Raw genomic sequence first — 24,300 nt, forward strand, 5'->3', positions numbered from 1 at the left:
TCAGGGTATGAATGATGTCGTCATCCGGTCGCGTCTGCCGCTTGAAGTGCAGGGGCTCAGCTCGCGCTTAGTGTCGCCGCGTGGTCCGCTACAGCGACTGGACTGGCTGGCGGAAACCGCTTCCACTAATCCGCTGCTTGCCCAGTATGCCCTCGACGAGTCGGCCAGCTGGCCGGACCTGAGTTTAGTCACTGCCGAGGTGCAGACCCAAGGGCGTGGCCGACTGGATCGCGGCTGGCAGGTCCCAACTGGCGCTGCTTTGACCCTGAGCGTCTTATTGCGGCCCGCCGAGTTGCCCATTGAGCGTTTCGGCTGGCTCAGTATGCTCAGTGCGCTGGCAGTCTGCCAGATGTTGCAGCAGAGGGCGGGTTTGCAGGCCAGGATCAAATGGCCGAACGACGTGGTGGTGATCGATAACGAGGGCATAGCGAAGAAGATTTGCGGTGTGCTCGCCCAATTGGTGAGCGCCCCCGGCCAACCGCCGGCCGTCGTGGTGGGAACCGGTGTCAATATCTCTCAGCAAGCTGAAGAACTGCCGACCGAAACATCGACATCGGTTTTTTGCTCGGCTGGGAGCACCTTGGATAGAAATATTCTGATTGAGGAATACGTTAATTCCTTTACTCGGTTATATCAGCAGTTCCGCGAGGCTGCTGGCGATCCACAACGGTCAAGTGGCGAGGACGAGAGCATCCTGCACAAAATCAGTGCGCTGATGATTAGCCTGAATCAGCAGGTGCGCGCCGAGCTGCCGGGAGGCAAATTTTTGACCGGTACCGCGACCGGACTAGATCTCAGCGGCGCCTTGCTGATCACCGACGTACGAGGAACCACTACCGCAGTATCGGCAGCCGATGTGGTGCACTTGCGAAGGGCGCAGGGCAGCTATGCGTAGCTGGTTACTCCCCGGCGAGCAAATGATTGTGGTGAGCCGGCCGCATGCGCGCGTCCTATTCGGCTCCGCGCTCGCGGTAATCCTGTTGCCGACGGTGCTTGGACTGGTGAGTGCCTGGTTTAGCCGGGCACGCTGGAGCAGCGGCGCAGAACCTTGGCGAGTCCCGGTGTGGGTTGCGCTGCTCATCCTGGCGGGGGTGCTCATTCTGCTCTATCCAGTCCGGCGTTATTTACAGTGGTTATCCACTAAGATCATTCTGACCAGTCGCCGGATAGTGGTGCGCCAGGGCATTCTGAGCCGCAAGCACCGCGATGTTCCGCTTTCTAGCCTGCGCGCCCTTGATGCTCGGCAGCGGTTACTGCAACGAATATCTCATTCGGGGAATATAACCTTGGTCTCAGGAATGAATGAGACCATAATTGTGCGTGAAGTACCTGAGGTGATGGCGTTCAAGAGCTTGGTGCTCGATGCCATTGCTGAGCTGCCGCACTCGGTGCTAGACAGCGTGGGAATCAACGAAACTGAACTGAACGGGAGTGAATGGGTGTCACAGCAGGTCGGCCTTAGCCAGTCAGGGCAGTCCTCAAGGCATCACCATGGGCAGGAGCAGCATGGACATCCCCGAAACTAAGCTCACCGGACTTGGCAATATTGACGATGCCAATGCCCGTCTTCTCGCTGACCGTTTGAAGGCACCATCGGCGTCCGAGGAAACAGCTAGCAACCAGCCCCTACAGCCCCCAACACTTCACAATGGTTCCAGCCTTGAGGAACAGATCCCCGCCGAGGAACCGGTGCCAGCCGCATTGCGGCAAAACATTCGGGCGCTTGAGTCAACACTGCTGGGCGGCGAGCGCAGCCTGAGACGCCGTGAAGTGGCCGCCGGTGCCGGTGTTTCACTGCTCTCGGCGCGCAAAATATGGCGGGCCTTGAGCTTCCCGAACCTTGGTGATGAAGACAAAGCCTTCACGCCAAGTGATGAAGTGGCGCTCAGCACCATTATTAACCTGGTGCGTGAGGGCAAGCTCACCGAGGATGCCGCCATCTCGCTGACGAGGGCAGTGGGTCAGATGACCGATCGGATCGTGGTCTGGCAAGTCGAGGCCATGGTTGAAGACCTGGTCGCGCAGCGCGGCCTGAGTGACGCCCAGGCTCGGCAGGAATTGATCACCTCGTTGCCCGAGCTCATTGAACCCCTGCAGGAGATCCTGGTCTACGCCTGGCGGCGACAGCTTGCCGCAGGTGTACAAAGGATGGCGGTGCGGGCCCAGGCCGGTCTCGATGCAAGCGAGGAAGGCCGCGACGGTGACGAGGACGATGCTCCGCTGCCGTTGGCTCGGGCAGTGGGCTTCGCCGATCTGGTCAGCTATACCTCGTTGTCGCGCCGGATGAACGAGAAAACTCTCGCCCAGCTGGTGCAGCGTTTCGAGAATAAATGTGCGGAAATCATCTCGGTGGGCGGCGGTCGGCTGATTAAGACCATTGGCGATGAAGTTCTTTACACCGCGGAGACTCCGATTGCCGGCGCTGAGATCTCCCTCGCCTTGGCCCAGGCCTTCACCGAGGACGAGGTGTTGCCGCAAGCCCGGGTGTCGATGGTCTGGGGGCGCATACTCTCGCGCCTCGGCGACATTTACGGACCGACAGTCAATCTGGCCGCCCGACTCACCGCGCTCGCCGAACCCGGCAGCGTGCTGGTCGATGAGATGACCGCGGCGGCGCTACGCAGCGATCAGCGGTATGTTTTCACCGAGTTGCCAGCCGAGCATGTCAGAGGTTTTGGTGATATTCAGCCGATCCTGCTGAGCCGTGGCCTAGGCAGCGGTCTGGTCTTGGATTAGTAGCCGCTCTCGGTTAGTAGCGGCCGGTGGCGACTGCTGTTATTCAGCTGAGTTCTCCGCTGGCAGCCCGATTGATGGGTGGTAGTCGATGGGGAGCACTCCCCATTGCGATAATGCTAAATGACGGGCAAACTGGTAGATGCTCAGGGACTGCCCTGCAAAATCATAGCTTTGCCCGCTTAAAAACAGTTCGGAACGTAAACGATCATGGCCTTGACGAACATTAGTGCGCGACTCAAGAACAAATCTCGCTACATTGCTGCAGGCACGTTGGGCCTGGTGGGGGCGGTAGTGGTAGCCGGTGCGATTATTTACCCCGGTTTCACAACAGCCAATGTCAACCTCAACGACGGTAGCGTCTGGGTGACCAATAAGAGCAAGAATCTGGTTGGTCACCTCAACTATCAGTCGCAGGTATTGGACGGCGGTTTTAACGCCACCACGAGCGGCTTCGATGTGCTGCAGCAGGCAAGCAATGTCTTTATGAACAATGACGCGGGTTCTTTGCTTTCCCCGGTCAGTGTGCCCGATATGGCCTTGCAGCCCGAGACTAAGTTGGGCGGCGGGAAGCAAACCTCGCTGGGCAATTCGGTGCTTGCACTGGTGGATCGCTCAAAGAAGAGCGTCTGGGCCACCACGGCCGCCATTGCGGGTTCATTCGACGATAAGACCAGCAAACCCATCCTGATCGACCAGCAAAACCCTGCTGTGGTGGTTGGTTTCAACGACACCGTCTACGCCGTTGACGGCAAAAGCGGCACCTTGACGACCACTACGGTGGACGATAACGGTCAAGTCAAGGAACAGAAGAACTCCAAGATCGACGGCCTGAATACCGATGCGCAACTGCAAATCACCGTGGTCGGGGATAAGCCGGTGGTTTTCGACTCCGAAGCCGGCAAACTCTACTTACCAGGCAATAAGACGGTCAACGTCAACCAGGCCAGCGGTGCCAAACTGCAGCAACACGGCACTGAGGCGAACTTCGTCGCCATCGGCACCTCTAACGGTTTGATCAGCCAGCCCTTGGATGGCTCCAGCCCGCAGAACTTCGATTTGAAGTCCAGTGGCTTACCGGCCGAGCCGATCCAGCAGGGCGGCTGTATTCACATGGCCTGGTCCGGGGTGGCGAAATACTTGCACTATTGCCAAGGCGGCGAGAACACCCCGGTTTCGGTGCCGCAGGCACCGGCTGGAGCGCTGCTGACGTTCCGACAGAACCGCGATGTGGTGGTGCTCAACGACACCAACGGCGGCAAGATCTGGTTGGTCAATAACAATATGGTGCTGGTGGACAACTGGCAGGACTTGGAAACGCAAACCAAGAACAATGCCGACTCCAAAAAAGACTCGGCTGATCCTAATTTCGTCAACACCTTGCCGGACCGCACCAAGCCGAACCGCCCGCCGGAAGTGAAACCCGACCAGTTTGGCGTGCGCGCCGGTCGCACGACTCTATTGCCGGTGCTGTACAACGATTCTGATCCTGACGGTGACGTCCTCACCGTGCAGCCGGTCAGTAAGCAACCGGAAATTGGTCAATTGCAGACCGTTTATGGCGGTACCGGGCTCCAGGTAACTGTTCCCGCAAACACCACCATCACCTCGGATCAATACAGCTACACTGCCGAGGACGGTCGAGGCGGCAGTGCCTCCGCGCCGGTTTCGATCAGAGTGGTGCCGGAGTCGGAGAATAGCCCACCCACGCTGCGGCGTAACACCACTCTGCTATTGGAGCAAGGCCAGTCGCTGACTCAGAACGTCTTGACCGACTGGATCGACCCTGATGGCGACGACGTTTTTTTGGTGAGCGCTAAATCGGATGATGATTCGGCCACGATTAAAACCACGCCTTCCGGAGAACTTACCTATGACGATCTGGGTAAGACGACAGGCATTAAGACAGTGACTTTGGTGGTGTCCGACGGTCGCACCACAACAACCAAGCAGCTTAAAGTTAATGTGAAGCCCTCGGGCGGCGCTCCGCCAGTGGCAAACGCTGATTTCTTCAAGGCCGTCGCAGGCCAGCAGATAACTATCGCGCCGTTGAAAAACGATGTGAACCCCTCAGGCGGCGAACTGCGTTTGGCTAGCGTTGAGCGTAACAACACGGTCAAGCTCTCGGACATTGCCGACGACAACACTTTCACTTTCACCGGGACTACTGCGGGGTCGGTTTATCTGACCTATCAAGTCAGTAATGGGCCGCAGAGTGCAACAGGTTTGATCCGGATTGAGGTTACCGGTAAAGACCAAAATTCGCCTCCTGTTGCAGTGAAAGATATGGCGCTCCTGCCCGCTGGAGGTTCGGCACTGGTTGACGCCCTGGCTAATGACACCGATCCTGGTGGAGGCGTACTGGTGCTGAAGTCCGTCCAAGTTCCTGCGGGCTCGCCGATTTCAGCCACCGTGCTCGACCACAACGTAGTGAAAGTTAATGATCTTCGAGGCCTTAACGCCCCGGTTGAGTTGAAATACACGGTGGCTAACTCCGCTGGCACTTCCACTGGCGTGGTCAGTGTCATGCCTATCCAGGCGCCGTCCAAGCAGCTACCGCCAGTGGCAAAGCCTGACGAGGCTACCGTTCGGGTTGGCGATGTGGTGAACATCAAGGTTCTCGGAAATGACATTGATCCTAATGGTCAGCCGTTGAAGAGTCCGAAGATCATTAGCGCGCCGGATCCGGCGAAGGGAAAATTGTTCGTCGATCAGGATCAGCTGCGGTTCTTAGCGGGTTCAACTGCTGGCACTTTCCAGGGGATTTATGAGATCACCAATGCCTCCGGACAGAAGGACTCGGCGGCAATCGTCATTCATGTGCTGCCGGCGGATCCAAGCAATAACTCCGCACCAACGCCTAAGCCATTGACTGGTCGAGTAATTGCTGGCACCAGTCAGCAGATTCAGGTGCCGCTTGACGGTATCGATTCGGACGGTGACTCGGTGGAGCTAGTCGGGATTGATAGCCCGCCAAGCCTTGGCACCGCAACGGTGGGAAGTAATTACATCTCCTATCTCGCGGCGGCGTCCTCTTCAGGAACTGATACCTTCACCTACCGGGTGCGTGATCGTTTGGGGGCGGAATCTACCGGGACCGTAAGGGTTGGCGTCGCAGCGGCTGAGATCATAAATCATCCGCCGGTCGCTAATGACGACGAGATTTCAATGCGTCCCGGTCGCAACGTGGCGTTAGATGTACTGCTCAACGATTCCGACCCTGATGGAGATGTTCTCGCCGTCGACAAGAACGGATTCACCGGCCCGGATTCGATGAAGCCACGCCTCAGTGAGCAAGGACGAGTCATTCTAACTTCGCCCACCAGCGAGGGCACCTACACGATGAATTACACCATCACCGACGGCAAGGCCACCGCGCGGGCCAATATCAAGATGAAAGTGACTGCAACTGCGCCCCTGCGCGCGCCGATTGGCCGGGACGATCACGTGACGGAGCAAGAGACGCTGGGTAAGACAGCTGTCGACGTGCCTGTGCTGAAAAACGACGAAGATCCCGATGGGGTGGCAGATGAACTCAAGCTCAGCTTTGACGGAGACCACCCGACGGCGAGTGTTGGCAGTGCTGGCAATATTCATGTCACCTTGACCAAGGATCCTCAGCTCATTCCCTACACGGTGACTGACGTTGATGGACTCAAGGCAACGGCGATTATCTGGGTCCCTGGCCTAGGTAAGCAGTACCCGGTGCTTTCGAAGAACGATCATCTGCAGGTAGTGGCTGGTAAAACTGTCACGATGGACTTGAATGAGTGGGTTAAAGTTCGGGACGGACACTCTCCTAAGCTCACCCAGGTCGATAAGATCGCGCTGATTGGTGCTGACAAGGGCAGCGACGTGGTGGCAGGCAACGGTACCGGGGTGGTTTACCACGCTAAGTCCGATTTCTACGGTGTTGGTTCCATCACTTTCGAGGTGATGGACGGCAGTGATCCGCAAGGCGAGGATGTCCTCAAGTCCACGTTGACTGTGCTGGTCGATGTCAAGGCAGATCCTTCCCATAACCGCCCGCCGCAGTTCACTAGTTCGAGTGTTGAGGTGGCTAAAGGCGAGACCAAGGAGGTGGATCTGAGCACACTGGCCAAGGATCCCGACCAGGACGACAATGCCAATCTGAAATTCAGCCTGGATGGTGAGAAGCCCGCAGGGTTCGATGTGGATCTCAACGATAAGACACTCAAGCTACAGGTCAAGGGCGATGTCAAGGCCGGAGCCAATGGAATTGTGCCGCTCAAGGTGACCGATGGTAAGAGCCCGGAGGTCAAGGCGCAGCTCACCGTGGTGGCAACCTCGACTAATAAGCCGCTCGCCGTGGCTAATGATGACTTCGTCGATGACGCCCAAGCAGGTAAGACGAACTCTGTTGCGGTACTTGCCAATGACGTGAATCCTTTTCCGGAGACTCCGCTTTCATTGAGCGATGTGGTGGTCGAGGTCGGTGGTAGCGCCATCGCTACTTCCATCAAAGGCGACAAAGTTGATATCACGAGTAATGAGGATTTCAAGGGGACGGTAACTGTTCGTTATACCGTTGAGGATGCGACTGGGGACTCGTCCCGACGAGTTCAGGGGCGCATCCACCTCAACGTTAAAGGCAAGCCCGAGCCCCCCACTGCTCCTCGGATAGTGGAGGCTAAAGATAAGTCGGTGCTCCTGAACTGGGCACCGTCAGCCGATAATGGTTCTCCGATTACGAGCTATACTGTACGGATTTCGGGGGGAGGGCAGCAGGAATGCGCTAGCAACACCTGCCTGATAACTGGATTGACTAACGGTCGTAGCTACACCTTCAGCGTGATTGCCAACAACGCCGTCGGTGCCTCGGGGCCCTCGTCTATTTCGGCCTCGGCGACTCCTGATCGTGCGCCCGATGCGCCAGCTGCTCCGTCCGCAAAATTCGGCGATAAGCAAATCACTGTGAACTGGAGTACTCCGGTAGGCGATTTCACACCAGTGACTAAGTTCAACGTGCAGATTTCTCCCGCTCCAGCGGGGCAAAACCCGCAGAAGACGGGGGTTACTGGGAACAGCCTGGTGTGGAGTGGTCTGAGCAATGGCACGGCCTATACCTTCAGAGTGCAGGCCATCAATAAGGCCAAGGATCCGAGTGCCTGGAGCGCCTACTCAGCTAAGCAGATTCCAGCGGGTCCGCCGGCTGCTCCGGCTGCCCCGACTTCCAAGGCCACCAGCCAGGTGGGTAATAGCAATCAGGCCCAAGTGAATTGGACAGCTCCGGACGGAAATGGTGATAACAATATGAGCTACGTGCTCAGGGTGTATCGCGGTGGAAGTGTGGTGCAGACCTTACCCGCGACTACTGCGACAGCGGCAACAGTGACGTTACCGAACGCCCAAGAAGGCTATTTCTTCTCAGTGACCGCGAGGAACAAGGCAGGAACTTCAGCGTCTAGTCCTCAGTCGGCCGAGCAACGTTCGATTAGTAGGCCAGGTACCGTTGGGCGACCAAACATTGCTGCCGCTAATACAACTGGTTCTGGGCAGAGAGTGAAAGTTAACTTCAGCCCGCTAAGCCAGTCTGAACTCCATGGCTCCCGCCCCAATGAAATCACCTATTATGCAAACGTCAGCCCGGGTGGTTCCAACATGCCGGTGAATCCGGGAGATGTGATTTCTGCGAGTAATGGCAATTCAACAACTGTCTCGGTTTATGCTGTCTCCAGTGCCTATGCAGGTGGGGGTGGTAACGCTTCTGCCCCGTCTAACGCAGTCGTTCCCTATGGGAGCCCGAAGGCTGCCTCAGTGAGCGGGCAGGACGGTGGTAAAGGTGATAGGACTGTCGGTTTCACCTGGTCGGCTCCGGACAACGCCGATGTCAAAACGACCAAGATTCGTATTGATGGGGGCGCTTGGCAGACAGTAGCAGCAAGTGGTAATACCACCAAGGGTGGAAACTACAGTGAAATCCACAAAATTGAAGTTCAGAATTTCAACTCGAAAGGCGATCCAGGCCCAATTGCGAGTACTACTGCAAAGGCCGGTCCGGATAATCCGCCGGTGACCACGGTACAAGTACAGGCGGGTACTTGGCATTCGTGCACTACCAATGGATCGGATGGGGTCTATTCAGATAATCCTGCTACTTGTGACGGAAATGTTTCGCCTGGTGGGGACGTGAATCTAGGCGGGCATTGGTTGGACACCGCCGACGGCCCTGTCACTGTTGATAAGTGTGGCAACCCATGGGGTGGCGGCGGTAAGACCTGGTATCACATGACTTCCGGTCCGCAGAATGGTCGATGGGTTAAAGCAGCTACGGTTGATCGAAAAGGCGACAGCGTGACCTGTAATTAGTCTTTAAGGCACGGCATAATAACGAGAACAACAAAGAGGACACCCTAAATGACAATGAGCACAGAGCAGGCCAGTTGGTTTGCTGGTACTTTCGAGAAGCTCGTGAGCAATATTGGCCAGGCCGTGCTCGGCAAGTCCCATGTAGTGCGCCTGACGCTTACCGCGATGCTGGCCGAGGGCCACGTGCTGTTCGAGGATGCCCCGGGGACCGGTAAGACCATGCTGGCTCGGGCGCTCGCGGCCACGGTGCAGGGCACCAACTCGCGGATCCAGTTTACCCCGGACCTGCTGCCCTCGGACGTCACCGGTGTCACTATTTACGATCAGAAAACGCAGAAGTTCGAGTTTCACAAGGGCCCGATTTTCGCCACTATCGTGCTGGCCGACGAAATCAACCGAGCCTCACCGAAGACTCAGTCGGCGTTGCTCGAGGTGATGGAAGAGTCGCGGGTCACCGTGGACGGTGTCACCTATGAGGCGGGCCGGCCCTTTATGGTGCTGGCTACCCAGAACCCGATCGAGCAGGCGGGCACCTACCGGCTGCCAGAGGCCCAGTTGGACCGCTTCCTGATCAAAACCTCAATCGGTTACCCGGATCACGCCTCGACGGTGCAAGTGCTCGGTGGTTCCAGTCAGCGTGACCGTACCTCGAATATGCAACCCATTATCACCACCGCGGCGGTGGCGGATATGGCTGATCTAGCCGCCACTACGCACACCGACCCGGCGGTGCTTGAGTACATTTCCAGGCTTTGTGAGGAGACCCGCAATGCCGCGGAAACCCGCCTCGGCGTGAGTGTGCGCGGTGCCATTGCGATGGTGCGGGCGGCCAAGGTGTGGGCTGCGGCCCAAGGCCGCAACTTTGTGCTCCCCGACGATGTCAAGGAGCTCGCTCCGGTGGTCTGGACGCACCGTCTGGTGATGGACCCGGAGGCCGAATTCGCCGGCGCCACCCCCGATGTGGTGCTCAAACGAGTGCTCTCCGAGGTAGCCGCCCCGCAGCAGCGCGCCAGCGCCTAATCGCCCTACGACTGTTTTCGTCCAAGGCGTCATTAAGCTCACCATTTAGAAGACCAGCAACAGAGGGTTTCTTTTTTCTGCGGCCACGGCGGTCATGATGATAAAGACATCGGAACTGCAAGCTTGGTGAGCAGCTTTGGGACGTTTGCACACGTGCGTATCTGATAAGAAGGGATCTAAGCTGAAGGACGTATCGGTGATAAATCCAGCCATGGTGGTTGATGCTAAATCTCCAGCGGTAGCCGCAGCTTCTTGTTTATAGCTGCCGTCCTTATTCCTTAGTTTTTCAGCTAAGAAAACGGGATTGAAATTCCATCTAAGATTCGTGTTTTTCTGCAAGTACCAGGCTGCATAAATCTCGACCATCTTCGACGGTACGGGTACGTCTAATGGCTGCTTGTACGTTCCTGGGGTATCGCCCATGCGTTGCTGAGCGGCCACAAGTCTCGCTGCGGTGGCGAGGGAACGATTACTCAAAGCCTGCTGAGTTTGTTCATGATAGTTTTCCACCGCCTGAGCTGATGCAGTTCCAGAATTTACAAGTGATTTTAATATCGACATTAGGACGACATTATTTTTGGTCTCAGCTGAAAAACTTCTGTCGACATTTTCGGCGGAGATGCCGAGAGGTAAACCACAGGTTTCCTGCAGTAATGCCCAAAGAACCGTGTCGCTAATAGTTGGCGGTGATACGGGGATCCATCCGCCAGCAACTGCGCCACTCGTCAACCGTAGTTTACGCTTATCGATTCCTGTTTTGTGTATGTAATAGGTAAGTTGGGGATCGGGAGTGCTTGATCCTTTCAGCCCGTACCAACCGTTTCCGAATGTTGATATTTGCGAAGAGATCTGTGGAATTTCGATATCGGCTTTAACGTTGGCTGCTTTTGCGAGGTCGACCAGTGTAGCTGTAGCCGCAAGGCCAGCCAAATCTAGCTCACCGCGCTTTTTTGTCAAAATCTTTACCCATTTGCTGATTAGATCGGCCGTGACTACCTCTCTCACCTTCTGGTCTGTTGTGTTAAGTGCCAGGAGCGCGGTGGCCGTTGCCTCTATCTGAACGGCATCAGTCGGTTCCGGGGAATGAGTAAGAAGCGTATTTTCCCTAAGATATTCAATTCGATCTGTTTTCGCACTTAATCCAAACTTTTGTTCAAAGAGGGAGATTTTCGCGTTATCGAGGAGGGACATCCATCGATCTTTTTCTTTTACTATGATGGATTTGGTTGCACTCTCCAGGGCAGTCGCGTCTTGATCGGTCAGAGCCTTTAAGTCCTGACCAACTGTGGACAGGTAGAGGACATTGGGTCGGCTGCCTAACTCTGATGTTTGCTGAGGAGAAAGGACGGACAATAGGGTGTCACGAACTTTAGAGAGCCTTTGGGCGGGTGGTGGATCTGCATAACCTTCGGCCTGCAACTTCAAGGACCATATGCTCAGGTATTGGGAGGGAGCTTGTTCATAATTTTCCACAGCTCCCTGGGACAGAGGCGAAGGAAACCAAGGCTCTGTGTTCGAGATGGGTCCCAGGAGGTTCGCCGCTGCGCAGGCTGGAGCTCTCAACTCAACAGGTCGTGGCTCAACCGAGGAGCACGAAATCAGCGTCGTTGTTAATGCGAATACAAGGACTGACGTATGAAGGAACGACGCCCGACTGGACTTGGAGGTCTTGTCGGGACGTGCGCCTCTTCTGTGTTTATTATTCAACTGCTATTTAGTTCGTGGTCCAACGGTAGGTGGTAGACCCTTCGGTCCAAGAACCAGTCACGTTTTGATTAATTGTCAGCAACGGGCCTGAAAATTCCGCGCCACCATAATTGTCAATAATTACATAATTATTCGGCACCGTTGCCTTGTATGTCACCGTCTGCTCGAATATTGACCCAGTGGCACCAGCTGGAACGCTCACGCTAATGCCAAGTCCGGTCGCCCAAATTTTTGTTTCCATCTCGCCGGCAGCAACTCTCGGGTTCGAAGTAGGCTCACCGAGCATCCATTCGGAGATGGACTGTCCCTTGTTTATGCGCACAAATGTTCCCAGGTTTGCAACGGTATATTCGGTTTTGAAGTTATTCCAGACCTCATTGCCGCCGTTGGAAGCTTCCATGGTATGAGTGACATTTTCCCCTCCGAGCGATCCTGTCACTTCGGGCTGGGGGTGCCCATTTAGGGGGGCCTGAACGGTGTGGATAGTTAGAGAGTTCTGAGTCGTCTGAGATAGCGCCTCCTTGGGGTCGAATGACGCAGCAGAAGCTGTCGTTGTTACTGTGGTGAGCAGGGCTGTCGCAACCAACGCTGCGCTGGTCACACCTAGAGCAGTTCTTCGCATGTGATCTCCTTTTGAATATCAATATGATGTATAAAGTGTATTCGCTAAGTTTTGACTTATGCAAGAGGAAGGACACTGTTGAATTCCCCAATTCAAGCTAGTAGAAGAAGTTCGCGAGAGCAGGCCGGTAGCGTATCAGCACCGGTTTAGATGAAGCTTCATGATCTGAAGTCTCGACTACCCGCAGCTTATGCAGTTCGAATATTCGCGGAGCTCCGATGTGTTGTCGTAGATTCTTTGCTGCGAGTTTTGAGGATCGACGCCTAGCGTAGAGAGAGGCGTTCTTATGTTTGCGCCGATCAACAGTAATAATAGGAAAGTGAGCACGGAGAAGGTGGCGGTTACGCGTTCAGCTAATCTAGGTGGGTGCATGTGAGGTCAGTCCTTTAAATGGATTTTGTCTTCTCTAAATCTAACTTGGATAGATCATAGCCGGGTCTTTGGGCAAGATTTGCCCGAATACGTTGCCCCCCGCTTTATGGGACCAATGAAGCCTTGTCCTGTTAGCCGCCGTGATGAAGTCTCGCATCCTTAAGATTTGGCAAATGTCAATGGGGAGTTCTGGCCGTCCTGCCCCTAGCCTCCCGTCAGCGTGACCGGTAGCCTTTATAGTTGATCCATTTCAGAGCCTTTCCAGAAAGCCCCGCAATGTCAATCAGCTCCACGGCCTCGAAGGTGGCGTCCAACACCTGGGCCACCTTGCGTAAACCGTTCCGCCGCAACGGTCAGCGCACTCGGCTGCACCCGGCCTCGCTTTTCGGCCAGGCCGGTCAGGTCGCTGGGGCCTTTTTCGGCCCGATCTGGGCTAAGGTCTGGGGCTGGGTTAAGAAGTACCTCGGCCCGGTCTTCGCTCCGATCAGCCCGCTCGGCTGGATGGTGCTGCTCACCGTGATCGCGCTGTGGATCGTCGGCGGTATTTTCGGCTGGTTGGAAACTCAGGCAGTGGCACTGCTCGGTAGCCTGCTGTTGCTGATTGCTATCGGTTTTATCCTGGGGCGTTCCTCCTACGGCATCGTGCTAGACCTGGCCCGCACCCGAGTGGCGGTGGGCGATCAAGCCGTCGGTAGCGTCGCGGTCTCAAACACCTCGAACCGGGCACTGCTTCCGGCTAGTCTAGAGCTGCCGGTCGGCGGCAATACCGCGGTATTCCACCTGCCCAGAATGAAGCCGCAAGAGGTCCATGAAGATCTCTTCACCATTCCCACCGTCCGGCGCGCCGTGATCGTGGTCGGGCCGGTGCGTTCGGTGCGCGCGGATCCGCTGCGTTTGCTGCGCCGCCAGGTGCTCTGGACCGAGCCCACCGATCTCTATGTGCACCCCCGCACCACCGCGCTGATCGGTTCGGCGGCAGGTTTCCTGAAGGACCTGGAAGGTCTACCAACCACTGAGCTTTCCAGTGCAGACGTCTCCTTCCATGCGCTCCGGGATTACATCCCCGGCGATGACCGGCGGCATATCCATTGGAAGACCACCGCCCGCACCGGCAAGCTGATGGTCCGCCAATTCGAGGAGACCCGGCGCGCGCACATCGCTATTGCACTCAGCATTAACACCGCAGAATACGAAAACGAGGAAGCCTTTGAGCTGGCGATCTCGGCGGCGGCCTCAATTGGTCGGCAAGCGATCAGAGAACAGCGTGAACTGAGCGTGCACGATCAGCGAGGTCCGCTGCACTGCGCCACCGGACGAACCCTGATGGACGATATGACCCGGATCCAGGGCAGTAGCCGCTTGAAAGACTCGGTCGAGCTGGCACGCGAAATGGCCGACGCAGTGCCCAACGCCTCGGTGGTTTTCTTCGTGGTCGGTTCCCTCGTGACACCTCGCCAGCTGAGGGCCGCTGCGGCCTCGGTGCCACCAGGGGTGCGCACCTTCGCGATCCGTTGTGCCCCCGGCGCCAAGGCGGCAAGAAACAACATCGCCGATTTAACCGTGATGACCCTGGGCGAACTCAGCGAACTTCCGCTGATTCTCCGGAAGGCGGCGGCATGAGCTACCAACAAAGCAGTGCACCCGGCAGCCCCTACGGCAAAAATAATGCTGCCCAGCAGCCCGGGCAGAAAAAGGCTCGGCAGAAAAAAGAGCCGAAACCGGTCAAGGCCTCAGCGTTTGCCGGACGCAGTGCTTTTCGCAATTGGCTCGACGTCGCAGTGCTGGTGCTCTTGCTCGGTATCGCGGTGCTCGGTTTCGCACCGACCTTTGGCGGCGATCCGCACTATCTGATCGCCGGGCTGGGCGGCGTCGTACTTGGGCTCGCACTGGCTGCGGCTGGGGCACATTGGCGGCTCGGCTTGTTGCTGCTGACCGCCTTGAGCTTTGTCGCCTATATGTTGCTCGGCAATGTGCTGGCTGCTCCTAAGGAATCGTTGCTTGGCTTCATCCCGACCGGGGCTTCGCTGCGCGGACTGCTACTGGGCGTCGTGTTCTCCTGGAAGCAACTGCTCACCATCGCCGCCCCGGTGGGCACTTCGGTCGACGTGCTGGTGGTGCCCTTCCTCTCCGCGCTATTCTGCTCCATTGTGGCCGGCACGCTAGCCTGGCGGTTGCGGCGCGCTTACTGGACCCTGCTCCCGGTTCTTGCACTGTTCATCGTCAGTATCGCTTTCGGCACCTCCGAGCCATACTTCCCGGTGATCAGGGGTGCGCTGCTGGGCATCATCGCTATTGTCTGGCTGGCCTATCGACGCGAAGTGTCGCAGCGCAGCGGCCAATCAGCCACAGCTTTGCAGCCAGCGGCAAATCAGGCGGTGGTCAACGCGGACCGCCGACGCCGGTTGATTGCTGGCGGCATTGTGGTGCTGCTGGCAGGCGGCGCGACAGTAGCGGTCACCCCGGCCCTGAGCCAGGCCGAAGACCGGCAGGTGCTCCGTGATGTGGTGATTCCTCCGCTGGATCCGCATAACCTGCCTTCGCCGTTGACGGATTTCAGGCGCTACCTGGATACCGATAAGGAAAAGGTACTGTTCAACGTCGTCGGCCTGCCCAAGGACGGTCGGATCCGGCTGGCCGCGCTGGACGATTATGACGGCATAGTTTTCAACGTCGACGGCCCGAGTTCAGGCGCTTTTGCTCCTATCGGCGATCCGAAGGCATTAAACAACTCTTCGCAGGGTGGCGATACCGCTCAGGTTGACTTCACTATCCAGGATTACTCGGGTGTTTATATCCCCGACGCCCGGGTGGCTCGTTCGCTGCAATACACCCAGGCCGACGGCGGGAATAGCCCGCTTTACCTGAACAGTGAATCCGACACCGCGGTGAAGCTCGACGGCGTGAAAACCGGCGACAAATACAGTGTTGCAGTAGCTTTCCCGGAGCGGGTTGACCCCAAACAGCTCAGCAATGTGGGCTTTGGCAATGTGGCTACCCCGAAGCTGGAGAACGTGCCACCGGTGATTAGCTCCAAAGCCAACGACATCATCGGGGACGCCTCCACTCCGATCGAAAAAGTCAATAAACTGGTGAACTACTTCCGTCAGGCCGGTAAGTACAGCACCGGCGTGCCACCGGCGGTACCTAGCCTCTCCGGTCACGGTGCGGCCCGGATCACCAAATTCCTTTCCGGCAAGCAGATAGTCGGAAATGATGAGCAGTATGCGGTCGCCGTGGCCTTGATGGCTAATCACCTCGGCATCCCGGCGCGAGTGGTGATGGGTTTTTATCCTGACGCCAAAAGCCCGGCCTATGGTGCCGATAGCATCGATATCAAAGGCGCCGATGTGCACGCCTGGATTGAGGTGAACTTCCAAGGTTTCGGTTGGGTGCCTTTCGATCCGACCCCGGATAAGGACCACGAACCGAATCCACCGGACCCGCAGAACGCTTCCTCGCCTAAGCCTCAGGTCCTGCAGCCGCCGCCACCGCCGCAAGAACAAGCGGAATTGCCACCGGACAGCAGCCCGCAGGCTGCCGATAGCGATAAGAAGAAAACCGACCCCTGGGCGATTCTCTGGCAGATCCTCGGCATTATCGGTCTGGCCGCTATTCCATTGGTGATTTTGGCAATCCCCTTTATTGTGATCGCCATTTTGAAGTCGCGCCGCCGGAAGAAACGGCTCAGCCGCGGCGATGCGGCGCAACGTGTCGGCGGCGGCTGGAGCGAAATGCTCTCGTTGGCCACTGACCTGGGCGCGGCCATCAACCCGAAGGACACTCGGCGGGAGACCGCAAGCAGCCTAAATGAGGCTTTCCCAGCCGCGCAGTCAACCACGACGGCGCTCGCCGAGCGGGCCGATGCCGCGATCTTCGGTGCTGGGCAGCCCAGCGAAGCCGAGGTTCAGCAGTTCTGGGGCATCGTTGATGACTCTCTGAAGGGGATGAATGACTCGGTTGGCCGCTGGCACAGGCTGCGGGCCAGGTTCTCGCCGCGTTCGCTGCTCAGCGACGCTGGAGTGGCCCTGGCCTCGCGGGGGGCGGGCAGCAAACTGAAGCCGTCCAAGCCAGCAAAGGCCACCGAAGCCGTGGTCTTTGGTGGCCCGGAAGCACAAACTGGCGTCAGCTTTGCTGACGGTAATATTGGGCGGGAAAACCTTGGCAGTTATGGTAATTCCCAGGCTATTGAAGCCAGCGAAGATACTGTAGCGCGTCCTCGCCGACGCAACGACCAGCAAGGAAGCGAATGAGTCCCGCCACATTGACGTGTCGTAACTGTGGAACGGAATTGGCCCCTGGTGCCTCCTTCTGCACGCTTTGCGGTGCCGCAGTCTATAACCGGGCTGGGCGCACGGCTCAACAAGCTGAACAACAAGCCATTGACGAAAATGCTCCTAAGCTGCAAATTCCGGGTATTATCCCGGTTACCCCCTATAGCCGGGGTCCGGCGTTGGTGCCGGCGGTGGATGAGCTTGGAGAGAGCATGGCGCGGTTGCATATAGTCAGTGCGGGTGCTGGCAAACGCCTGGCTGCCAAGCTGATCGACATGATTATCCCCACCGTGCTTACGGTGGTTGGCGGCGTTGTCGGGGCGCTTAATATTTCGGTGACGCGACTCAATGATCAAGCGGTCTCCATCGACTCGACCTGGCTACTGGTCTGGTTCGGGGCGGCCAGCTTACTCAGCTTGGTCTACTGGGTGCTGCTCTGGTTCTGGGAAGCCAAGACCGGTAAGACTCCGGGGAATCTGCTGCTGAAAATCCGCACTACCGATCTCAAGGGCTTGCCGCCCGGCATTTTGGCCATCTTTGTCCGGAATCTGCTGATCAGTATTGCCTTCGCGATCGCCGTGGTTGGTGGGGTGGTGCTGATGATTTCCAATCTGTGGGACAAGAATCAGAAGCGCCAAGGCTGGCATGACAAAGCCGCGCACACCCTGGTTTTCGACATTAAAGCGGGGCGCGACACATTGACCTCCGGTGGCATCGACGGGCCGGCTTCGTTCGCCCCGGTGCAGCTTCCGGCGACCACCACGGTCAGCTCCCCGGTGGCTGGCCGACAGCCCGTCGCAGCGCCGAATCAGCAATCCAGCGCGGTCCCATCGGACAGCGCCCAGTTCGCCCCGACGCCGCCGCAGCAAGCTCCGCAGTCGCCTGGTGCCGCGGTATCGCAGCCCGCGGTATCGCAACCCACCGGGCCGCAGTCGAGTGCGCAGCCCGTGGTGATTTCCCCAGAGCCGCAGCCGAACCCCGCGATCGCTCAGCAACCGACGGTCATCCCCGGTTTCGAACCTCAGCAGCAGGCCTCGCATAATCCCAATCAATGGCAACCGCCAGCCGATCCGGCGGGTACCGCGGGCTGGTTGCCGACGCCGGGCGAACCGCATCCGGATGAGTTGGCCGGTGAAACAAAGTTTCGGCCGCGAGCCAGCGCCCAGACGCTCAAACTCATCTTTGACGACGGCAGAATTGTCGATCTAGACGGTGCCGCGCTGATCGGTCGCAATCCCTCTGGATACGATGGTGAAGTGATTGACCAGCTAATAGCGATCCCGGATGAGAGCCGCTCCATCTCCAAGACTCATTTACATGTCCGCGTCGCTAATGAAGGACTTTGGGTGACCGACCGCCAATCGACAAACGGCAGCGCTGTGATTGGCGCCGACGGAGTCACTAACCGACTGACTCCTGGCGATGCCGTGCTAGCGCCCTTGGGCAGTACTGTACGCTTCGGCGATAGAAGCCTGAGTGTGGCCAAAGCATGAACGATTCAGCAAAGCATCATCTTCTCGATGACGCGGACACCATTAAGAACCTCGAGCCCGAAAGCCCTGCCCAGGGTGTTCAGGAGCACTCGGTGCAACACCAAATCACTGTGCGCTCTGGCTCGCAAACCGACCGCGGCCTGCGTCGTGAACTGAATGAGGACTCGTTCCTCGCGGTTGACCCAATTTTTGCTGTCGCTGATGGGATGGGCGGCCATGAGGCCGGAGAAGTGGCTTCCCGTGAATGCATCAATACTCTGATTGAGACACCTGAGCTGGCTGCCGGGCGCCGAGATGCCGGGGCTGCCGATGTGCAGGCAGCACTTTTGAAAGCCGATAGCAGGATTCGCGAACTGACTAATGCCCGGGCAGGCACCACCGCGACCGGCGTGGTCCTGGTGGAGGAGGCCGGTAATCCTTATTGGCTGGTTTTCAATGTCGGTGATTCCCGAACCTATCGGCTCAGCAAGGGCACTTTCGAACAAGTCAGTGTCGATCACTCAGAGGTCCAAGAGCTGGTAGATGCTGGGCAAATAACCAGTGCCGAAGCGCTAGTGCATCCGCGTCGTCACGTGGTTACCCGGGCGCTTGGCACCGGTGACGATATTGAAGCGGATTATTGGCTTATCCCGGTGGAGGACGGTGATCGTTACCTGGTCTGTTCAGACGGTCTGACCGCTGAGCTCTCCGATGAGCAGATCTTCCGAACGCTTTCGACCCTGGGGCAGCCGCAGGAGGCCGCCGACTCATTGGTGCAGGCAGCACTTCGATCCGGCGGTCGAGATAATGTCACGGTGATTGTGGTTGATGCCACCGATGTTTTACAGGAAGCTGATTTGCTCACCACCGCTCCGCGTCCGGAAACCGAGACTGATACTTTGCCACGGGGCTTACCCACAATTGAGCCGGTAGCGGAGCCGGCGACTCCCTCGGGGCTAACCGGGACCGAAGCGGCAGCGAACGAGTTTGTTTTTAATGAGCCTGCGCCGGAGCCATTGGAGGAAGCGGACACGGCGGAGTCCGAGGTTGAATCGAGTTCCTTGGATTTGATCACTGATTTGCTCGATGAATCCGAACAGACCGAAAACGGTGCAGAGGGCGGTGAGGAGAAGGGTGAACACTAATTACACCCCGGGGACCTGGCTAGGCATTATCCGATCAGCCACCGTCATTGTGCTTGACGAAAATACTCCGTCCGACATCGTCCGGGAACTGTGGGATTTCCTCGGCAGCGGTCCACAGATCCACGAAGTGCTCAATAAGGTGACAGCGAGCTTTGGTACCGAGCTGACCGGAATGCCCTCTTTCGGCATTCTTACCGTGGGCGCCAAACCTCGCGCGGTATTGCGCGGGGAGATGTCCCTGACGGTCCGCAATGGCAATACCGAGCTGGAGGTTTCCGGGCGGGAGGTAACCACCTGGAGCGAGCGTTCGCTGCCCGCTGCTGAGCTTTTCAGCCTGCGGCTTGGCCAGCTGAAGGAGGGCGAGCTGCAGCTGCCGCTGGCCGAAGGCGTGGTCAAACTGGCCGGGCTGCAGGTGGCTCACGCTGAAGCCGAATTGCCGAGTGCTATTCCGCCAGTGAAGGCTGCTTCTGAATCGGCAGATCAACTAGCGGCGCAGCAGCCAATATCCGCCGGGCCGCATTTTGCCGCCGATCCGGCGTTGCCCACTGAGGGATTGGTCGGTGCGGCCCAATCCGGTGAATCCAACAACACCAGCGAAGCAGCTGGACGGCAAGAGCCCATCGAAGCGCTAGCGCCCACTGAGCAGGTAGAACCCGCGCAGCCAGCGGACCCCATTCAGCCAGTAGGGCTGGTCGAACCTGAGGCGCCAAAGTCTGATCAAGCTGCGACGGCCGAAACCATAAGTGCTGACTCTGCTGCCGAGCAAGTGGCGGAATCAGCCGACCCCTCCGTTGCCGAGCTGGACTTAAGCCAAACCCTGATCAGTTCGGACCTCAGCGAAGCTGCCGGAGTCGTCGAAGCTAGCGAACCGGGATCCGCTGAACTGCCCCTCGATGCCAACGGTGCGGCGGCCGATAACGCGGAGGGCACCAAGGAACAAAGCGCGCCTACACAGGACGAAGCCTCAGTCGGCCAAGCAGAACCTGACGAGCCACTCTTCACCGAAGCCCCGGATAACACCACCAGCTACGATCACCTGTGGGACCGCACGGTTTCCCGCTCGGTCGAGGACGCCGCCATCCGAGCCGAAGAAAACCCTGAAGGCTCCACCGAAGCCGCCAGCGGGGTTGCCGAAAACCTTGGATCATCGGCTCCGGGAGCCGTGCAACCCCCTCAGGGTGCCGAGGCTCCGGCACCGCCCGCCCCGACGACGCCGACAACACCTACAACACCAGCGACCCCGGCGCCGATAACTCCGGCTCAGGCGCCGACCGCAGCCTCGACGCCGGGCGGACCGATTGGCGCCTCGGGTTTTCCGGCAGCGCCAGTGGCAGCTCCGGGTGGCGCCTTGATTGATTCGGTTCCTTGGTTGAAAACGAGCAACCCACTGCCTTCCGAGACTTCCGCGCAGGCCGGTTTCAGTTCGGCGCCATCGGCACCATCGGCGCAGCCAACCCCGGTTGCTCCATCAGCTCCTCCGGCCGGGCCGTCGAGCGTAGCAGCGAACTCGGCAGTGGATTCCGACCATGACGGTCATACCGTGATGCGGAGCGAGCTAGAGGTCCCCGAGGCGCCCTCGGCCCCGCCGCAGAGCGCCCCGACAGCACCTGGTACCGGAGCGATGGTGCTGGCCAGACTGTGCGGTAATGGGCACGCCAACCCGCCGACCTATGCGCGCTGCGCCCAATGTGGACAGCCAATTATGGGCGAGGCCTTCCAGGTACGCCGCCCGGTGCTCGGCCAGATGCGGATTTCCAGCGGCGAGGTGATTGATCTGGATCGTTCGCTGATTATCGGTCGGCAGCCCTCGGTCTCCCGGGTCAATGGGGAGGGCATGCCCAGGCTGATCCAAGTGAAAAGCCAAGCCGGCGACATTTCTCGTTCACACGTCGAAATCCGGTTGGAAGGCTGGGACGTGGTGCTGGTCGATTTGAAAGCCACTAACGGCACGGTTCTCGTGCGGGAAGGGCAGCCACCGCGTCGGCTCGGCCAAGGCGAGCAGGCATTGTTGTTGAACGGCGATATCGCCGAATTGGGGGAGGACGTTTCCTTGAGGTTTGAGGGACTATTGTGAGTGCCAAACGACCACCAGCACCACCGCCTGATATTCCTGGCTATCAGTACATCTCGCTGCTCGGTTCCGGTGGCTTCGCCGATGTTTTCCTCTACGAGCAGGATCGACCGCGTCGTAAGGTAGCCGTCAAGGTACTGATTTCAGACCTCAAAACCGAAGGCGCCCGACGTCGCTTCGAGTCCGAAGCGAACTTGATGGCGCAGCTTTCCAGCCATCCTTATATTGTCACCATCTATGAAGCCGAGGTGACCGCTGCCGGGCATTCCTATTTGGCCATGGAGTATTGCTCCCGGCCGAGTTTGGACGTCAGGTATCGGCGAGCTCGCTTCAGCGTCGATGAGGTGCTTGCGGTCGGTGTCCAGGTGTCATCCGCGGTCGAGACCGCCCACCGAGCCGGTATTGCGCACCGCGATATCAAACCAGCCAATATCCTCGTCACCGACTACAACCGACCAGCGCTGACCGACTTTGGCATTTCCGGCACCACCGATGCCAGCGATGATGACGATGCTGGTATGTCAATTCCGTGGTCCCCGCCGGAGTCGTTCAGCGGACGCAATGTCGACGGTGTCAAGGTCGATGTTTGGGCGCTGGGCGCGACTCTCTACACCCTGCTGGCCGGACGTTCCCCTTTCGTGATCCCGGGGGCCGATAACTCTCAACGAGAGCTCATCAATCGGATTAGTACCGCGCCGCTGCCCAAGCTCGGCCGGGCTGATGTGCCGGAGTCGCTCGAACTGGTACTGGCCACCGCAATGGCGAAGTCAGTGGATTCGCGGTACGCCTCGGCCCAGGATTTCGCTCGTGCCCTGCAAAGGATCCAGGCGGAGCTAGGACTGTCTGTCACACCCTTCGAGGTGCAGCAGGATGTGCATTTCGACGACGTGGTCTCCGATGATGACAACACCGAAGAAACCAGGGTGCGCAGCGTCATTTCGATTGACCCCGATGCCACCACGGGCAGCGGTACCGGGCAGCGCACCGGTCCTCGTTTCCCCGCGATGGATTGGAACTCGGCGGCCGATCGGGCCGGCACCGTTGATCGCAACCCAACCGCCGACCGCAGCCCTGTTGGCCCGGCCAGTCAGGCCGGTCAACAGCAGAACCCGGCATTTCCGGCCGCTAGTGCGACCGCCGGGCCGAGCATTAGCGCAGTGCCCGGCGTCAATGCCGCTCGGGCCCAGCAAGGGTTCACCACGGCCCCACAGGGCTGGACGCCGAGTTCAGCTGACCTAGAAGACGCCGAGCTCGCGGCCACCGTCAATCGCCCGGCGGAAGCTCCCGCGGAGGCTCCGGCAGCACCGGTCAAAAAGCCAAGCCGAGCCCGACTCTGGCTCTCACTTATCGCCGGCCTGGTTCTGGTCGGCGCAGTGGTGGTGGCTATTGTGATCGTGAACGCCAACGGTCTGCCCACCAATAATCCGAGCACGCCGGTGGCAAATACCTCGAAACCCACTTCGGTGAACCTCGGTGAGGCGGTGCCGGCGGTGACCAATTTGAAGGCCAAAGCCGGTGACGGCGGAGCGACCTGGACCTGGACCAATCCGGACCCCAAAGAGGGGGATCAGTACCAGTATGCTTCAGTAAGCCTGCTCGGTACTGATACCCCGAAACCAATCAAGACCGCGTCCGTCTTCATTAGGAATAATGCGAGTAATCAATCCTGTATCTCCGTCATCCTGGTTCGCAAGAACGGTACAGGCTCGCCGGAAGTCAGAAAATGCTTCCCTGAGGCTGGCAAGTGAATCAGGCGATGCACGAAGCGGGGTCCGATCAGCGACTACACGGAAATGCGCACAGAAGAGAATTTAGCCGTGGTCTCGAGCAGAGAGCGAGTGGCAATGTCCGATCTGAGTATTGATTTCTGCGGTGAGTGGTACGAACCGGCCCAATCGGAGGTTTTCAGCATTGGCCGGGAAGGCGACCTAGAGGTCGACGACAACCCCTATCTGCACCGGAAGTTCTTGCAGATCGCCTACTACGACGGCATCTGGTGGTTAACCAATGCCGGCAGCATCCTCTCCGCTACGGTCGCCGATGCCGGCGGCGGTATGCAGGCTTGGCTAGCGCCGGGCGCCCGAATCCCGCTGGTTTTCGGCCAAACCAATGTGGTCTTTACCGCCGGGCCGACCACTTATGAATTCTCCGTTCACCTGAACACGCCCGCATTCAAACAGCAGAGCTCCGAGTCCGATGCGGTGGGGGACACCACCATTGGCCCGGTGATTTTCACCGATTCCCAGAAGGCGTTGATTGTCGCGCTGGCCGAGCCGATGCTGCGCCGTGAGGGCACCGGCTTCGCGGCCATTCCTTCCTCGGCGGAAGCCGCGAAGCGATTGGGCTGGGCGCTGACCAGGTTCAACCGAAAACTCGATAATGTTTGCGACAAACTGGACCGTGTCGGCGTGGTGGGCTTGCGCGGTGGTGGCGGCAAACTGGCCACCAATCGACGGGCCAGACTGGTCGAACACGCGGTCACCTCGCATTTGGTGACCGCCGCAGATTTACCGCTTTTGGAAAGCATGAAGATGCAACAAGAAGACGAGGAGTAACG

General features: G+C 58.3%; 14 protein-coding genes. 12 read left to right on the forward strand and 2 right to left on the reverse strand.

Features of this window, described 5'->3' with window-relative positions; genetic code table 11:
* Window positions 1-7 precede the first annotated feature (7 nt).
* The 5 genes from UM93_RS00890 (at window position 8) to UM93_RS00910 (ending at window position 10,083) form a co-directional block, all read left to right on the forward strand.
* Window positions 8-895, forward strand: coding sequence for a biotin--[acetyl-CoA-carboxylase] ligase (locus UM93_RS00890; RefSeq protein WP_045073101.1), 888 nt, complete (start codon window positions 8-10; stop codon window positions 893-895).
* Window positions 888-1,526: a PH domain-containing protein gene (locus UM93_RS00895; protein WP_052663471.1), complete on the forward strand. Its 639-nt coding sequence runs from the start codon at window positions 888-890 to the stop codon at window positions 1,524-1,526. Before UM93_RS00890 ends, UM93_RS00895 begins: the two co-directional genes overlap by 8 nt.
* Complete coding sequence (locus UM93_RS00900) at window positions 1,507-2,736, forward strand: adenylate/guanylate cyclase domain-containing protein (protein WP_234399349.1); 1,230 nt, start codon at window positions 1,507-1,509, stop codon at window positions 2,734-2,736. Before UM93_RS00895 ends, UM93_RS00900 begins: the two co-directional genes overlap by 20 nt.
* A 207-nt stretch (window positions 2,737-2,943) precedes the next feature.
* Window positions 2,944-9,063, forward strand: coding sequence for an Ig-like domain-containing protein (locus tag UM93_RS00905; protein WP_052663473.1), 6,120 nt, complete (start codon window positions 2,944-2,946; stop codon window positions 9,061-9,063).
* 48 nt (window positions 9,064-9,111) lie between these two features.
* The gene (locus tag UM93_RS00910; RefSeq protein ID WP_045073103.1) at window positions 9,112-10,083 is read left to right on the forward strand and encodes an AAA family ATPase; all 972 of its coding nucleotides are present in this window, start codon (window positions 9,112-9,114) and stop codon (window positions 10,081-10,083) included.
* 45 nt (window positions 10,084-10,128) lie between these two features.
* On the opposite strand, the gene UM93_RS00915 is transcribed toward UM93_RS00910, so the two are convergent.
* Window positions 10,129-11,556, reverse strand: coding sequence for a hypothetical protein (locus UM93_RS00915; protein WP_157874063.1), 1,428 nt, complete (start codon window positions 11,554-11,556; stop codon window positions 10,129-10,131).
* A 241-nt stretch (window positions 11,557-11,797) separates the two neighbouring features.
* Window positions 11,798-12,412 (reverse strand): hypothetical protein, encoded by a 615-nt coding sequence (locus UM93_RS17595; RefSeq protein ID WP_157874064.1) that lies wholly within the window; start codon window positions 12,410-12,412, stop codon window positions 11,798-11,800.
* Window positions 12,413-13,060: 648 nt separating this feature from the next.
* Between UM93_RS17595 and UM93_RS00925 the strand changes: the two genes are divergently transcribed.
* The 7 genes from UM93_RS00925 (at window position 13,061) to UM93_RS00955 (ending at window position 24,298) form a co-directional block, all read left to right on the forward strand.
* Window positions 13,061-14,404, forward strand: coding sequence for a DUF58 domain-containing protein (locus UM93_RS00925; protein WP_045073108.1), 1,344 nt, complete (start codon window positions 13,061-13,063; stop codon window positions 14,402-14,404).
* A complete protein-coding gene (locus tag UM93_RS00930) occupies window positions 14,401-17,034 on the forward strand; it encodes a transglutaminase TgpA family protein (protein ID WP_082056956.1) in 2,634 nt (877 codons plus the stop codon). The genes UM93_RS00925 and UM93_RS00930 overlap by 4 nt, the downstream gene beginning before the upstream one ends.
* Window positions 17,031-18,548 carry an RDD family protein gene (locus tag UM93_RS00935; protein WP_082056957.1) on the forward strand — a complete coding sequence of 506 codons (1,518 nt, stop codon included), beginning with the start codon at window positions 17,031-17,033 and terminating at the stop codon, window positions 18,546-18,548. Before UM93_RS00930 ends, UM93_RS00935 begins: the two co-directional genes overlap by 4 nt.
* Complete coding sequence (locus UM93_RS00940; RefSeq protein WP_082056958.1) at window positions 18,545-19,672, forward strand: PP2C family protein-serine/threonine phosphatase; 1,128 nt, start codon at window positions 18,545-18,547, stop codon at window positions 19,670-19,672. Before UM93_RS00935 ends, UM93_RS00940 begins: the two co-directional genes overlap by 4 nt.
* Window positions 19,662-21,746: an FHA domain-containing protein gene (locus UM93_RS00945; RefSeq protein ID WP_052663478.1), complete on the forward strand. Its 2,085-nt coding sequence runs from the start codon at window positions 19,662-19,664 to the stop codon at window positions 21,744-21,746. The genes UM93_RS00940 and UM93_RS00945 overlap by 11 nt, the downstream gene beginning before the upstream one ends.
* Entirely contained in the window at window positions 21,743-23,491 is a 1,749-nt protein-coding gene (locus UM93_RS00950) for a serine/threonine-protein kinase (RefSeq protein ID WP_045073112.1), read from the forward strand. Before UM93_RS00945 ends, UM93_RS00950 begins: the two co-directional genes overlap by 4 nt.
* 96 nt (window positions 23,492-23,587) lie before the next feature.
* Window positions 23,588-24,298, forward strand: coding sequence for a hypothetical protein (locus UM93_RS00955; RefSeq protein ID WP_045073114.1), 711 nt, complete (start codon window positions 23,588-23,590; stop codon window positions 24,296-24,298).
* Window positions 24,299-24,300: the final 2 nt, after the last annotated feature.

The organism is Psychromicrobium lacuslunae (genome assembly GCF_000950575.1).
GTDB classification, from domain to species: domain Bacteria; phylum Actinomycetota; class Actinomycetes; order Actinomycetales; family Micrococcaceae; genus Renibacterium; species Renibacterium lacuslunae.

What these genes read in the sequence shown, in the direction of transcription:
- UM93_RS00890 (WP_045073101.1), top strand. Translation starts at nt 8, where the DNA reads ATGAATGATGTCGTCATCCGGTCGCGTCTGCCGCTTGAAGTGCAGGGG.
- UM93_RS00895 (WP_052663471.1), top strand. Translation starts at nt 888, where the DNA reads ATGCGTAGCTGGTTACTCCCCGGCGAGCAAATGATTGTGGTGAGCCGG.
- UM93_RS00900 (WP_234399349.1), top strand. Translation starts at nt 1,507, where the DNA reads ATGGACATCCCCGAAACTAAGCTCACCGGACTTGGCAATATTGACGAT.
- UM93_RS00905 (WP_052663473.1), top strand. Translation starts at nt 2,944, where the DNA reads ATGGCCTTGACGAACATTAGTGCGCGACTCAAGAACAAATCTCGCTAC.
- UM93_RS00910 (WP_045073103.1), top strand. Translation starts at nt 9,112, where the DNA reads ATGACAATGAGCACAGAGCAGGCCAGTTGGTTTGCTGGTACTTTCGAG.
- UM93_RS17595 (WP_157874064.1), bottom strand. Translation starts at nt 12,412, where the DNA reads ATGCGAAGAACTGCTCTAGGTGTGACCAGCGCAGCGTTGGTTGCGACA.
- UM93_RS00925 (WP_045073108.1), top strand. Translation starts at nt 13,061, where the DNA reads ATGTCAATCAGCTCCACGGCCTCGAAGGTGGCGTCCAACACCTGGGCC.
- UM93_RS00930 (WP_082056956.1), top strand. Translation starts at nt 14,401, where the DNA reads ATGAGCTACCAACAAAGCAGTGCACCCGGCAGCCCCTACGGCAAAAAT.
- UM93_RS00935 (WP_082056957.1), top strand. Translation starts at nt 17,031, where the DNA reads ATGAGTCCCGCCACATTGACGTGTCGTAACTGTGGAACGGAATTGGCC.
- UM93_RS00940 (WP_082056958.1), top strand. Translation starts at nt 18,545, where the DNA reads ATGAACGATTCAGCAAAGCATCATCTTCTCGATGACGCGGACACCATT.
- UM93_RS00955 (WP_045073114.1), top strand. Translation starts at nt 23,588, where the DNA reads ATGTCCGATCTGAGTATTGATTTCTGCGGTGAGTGGTACGAACCGGCC.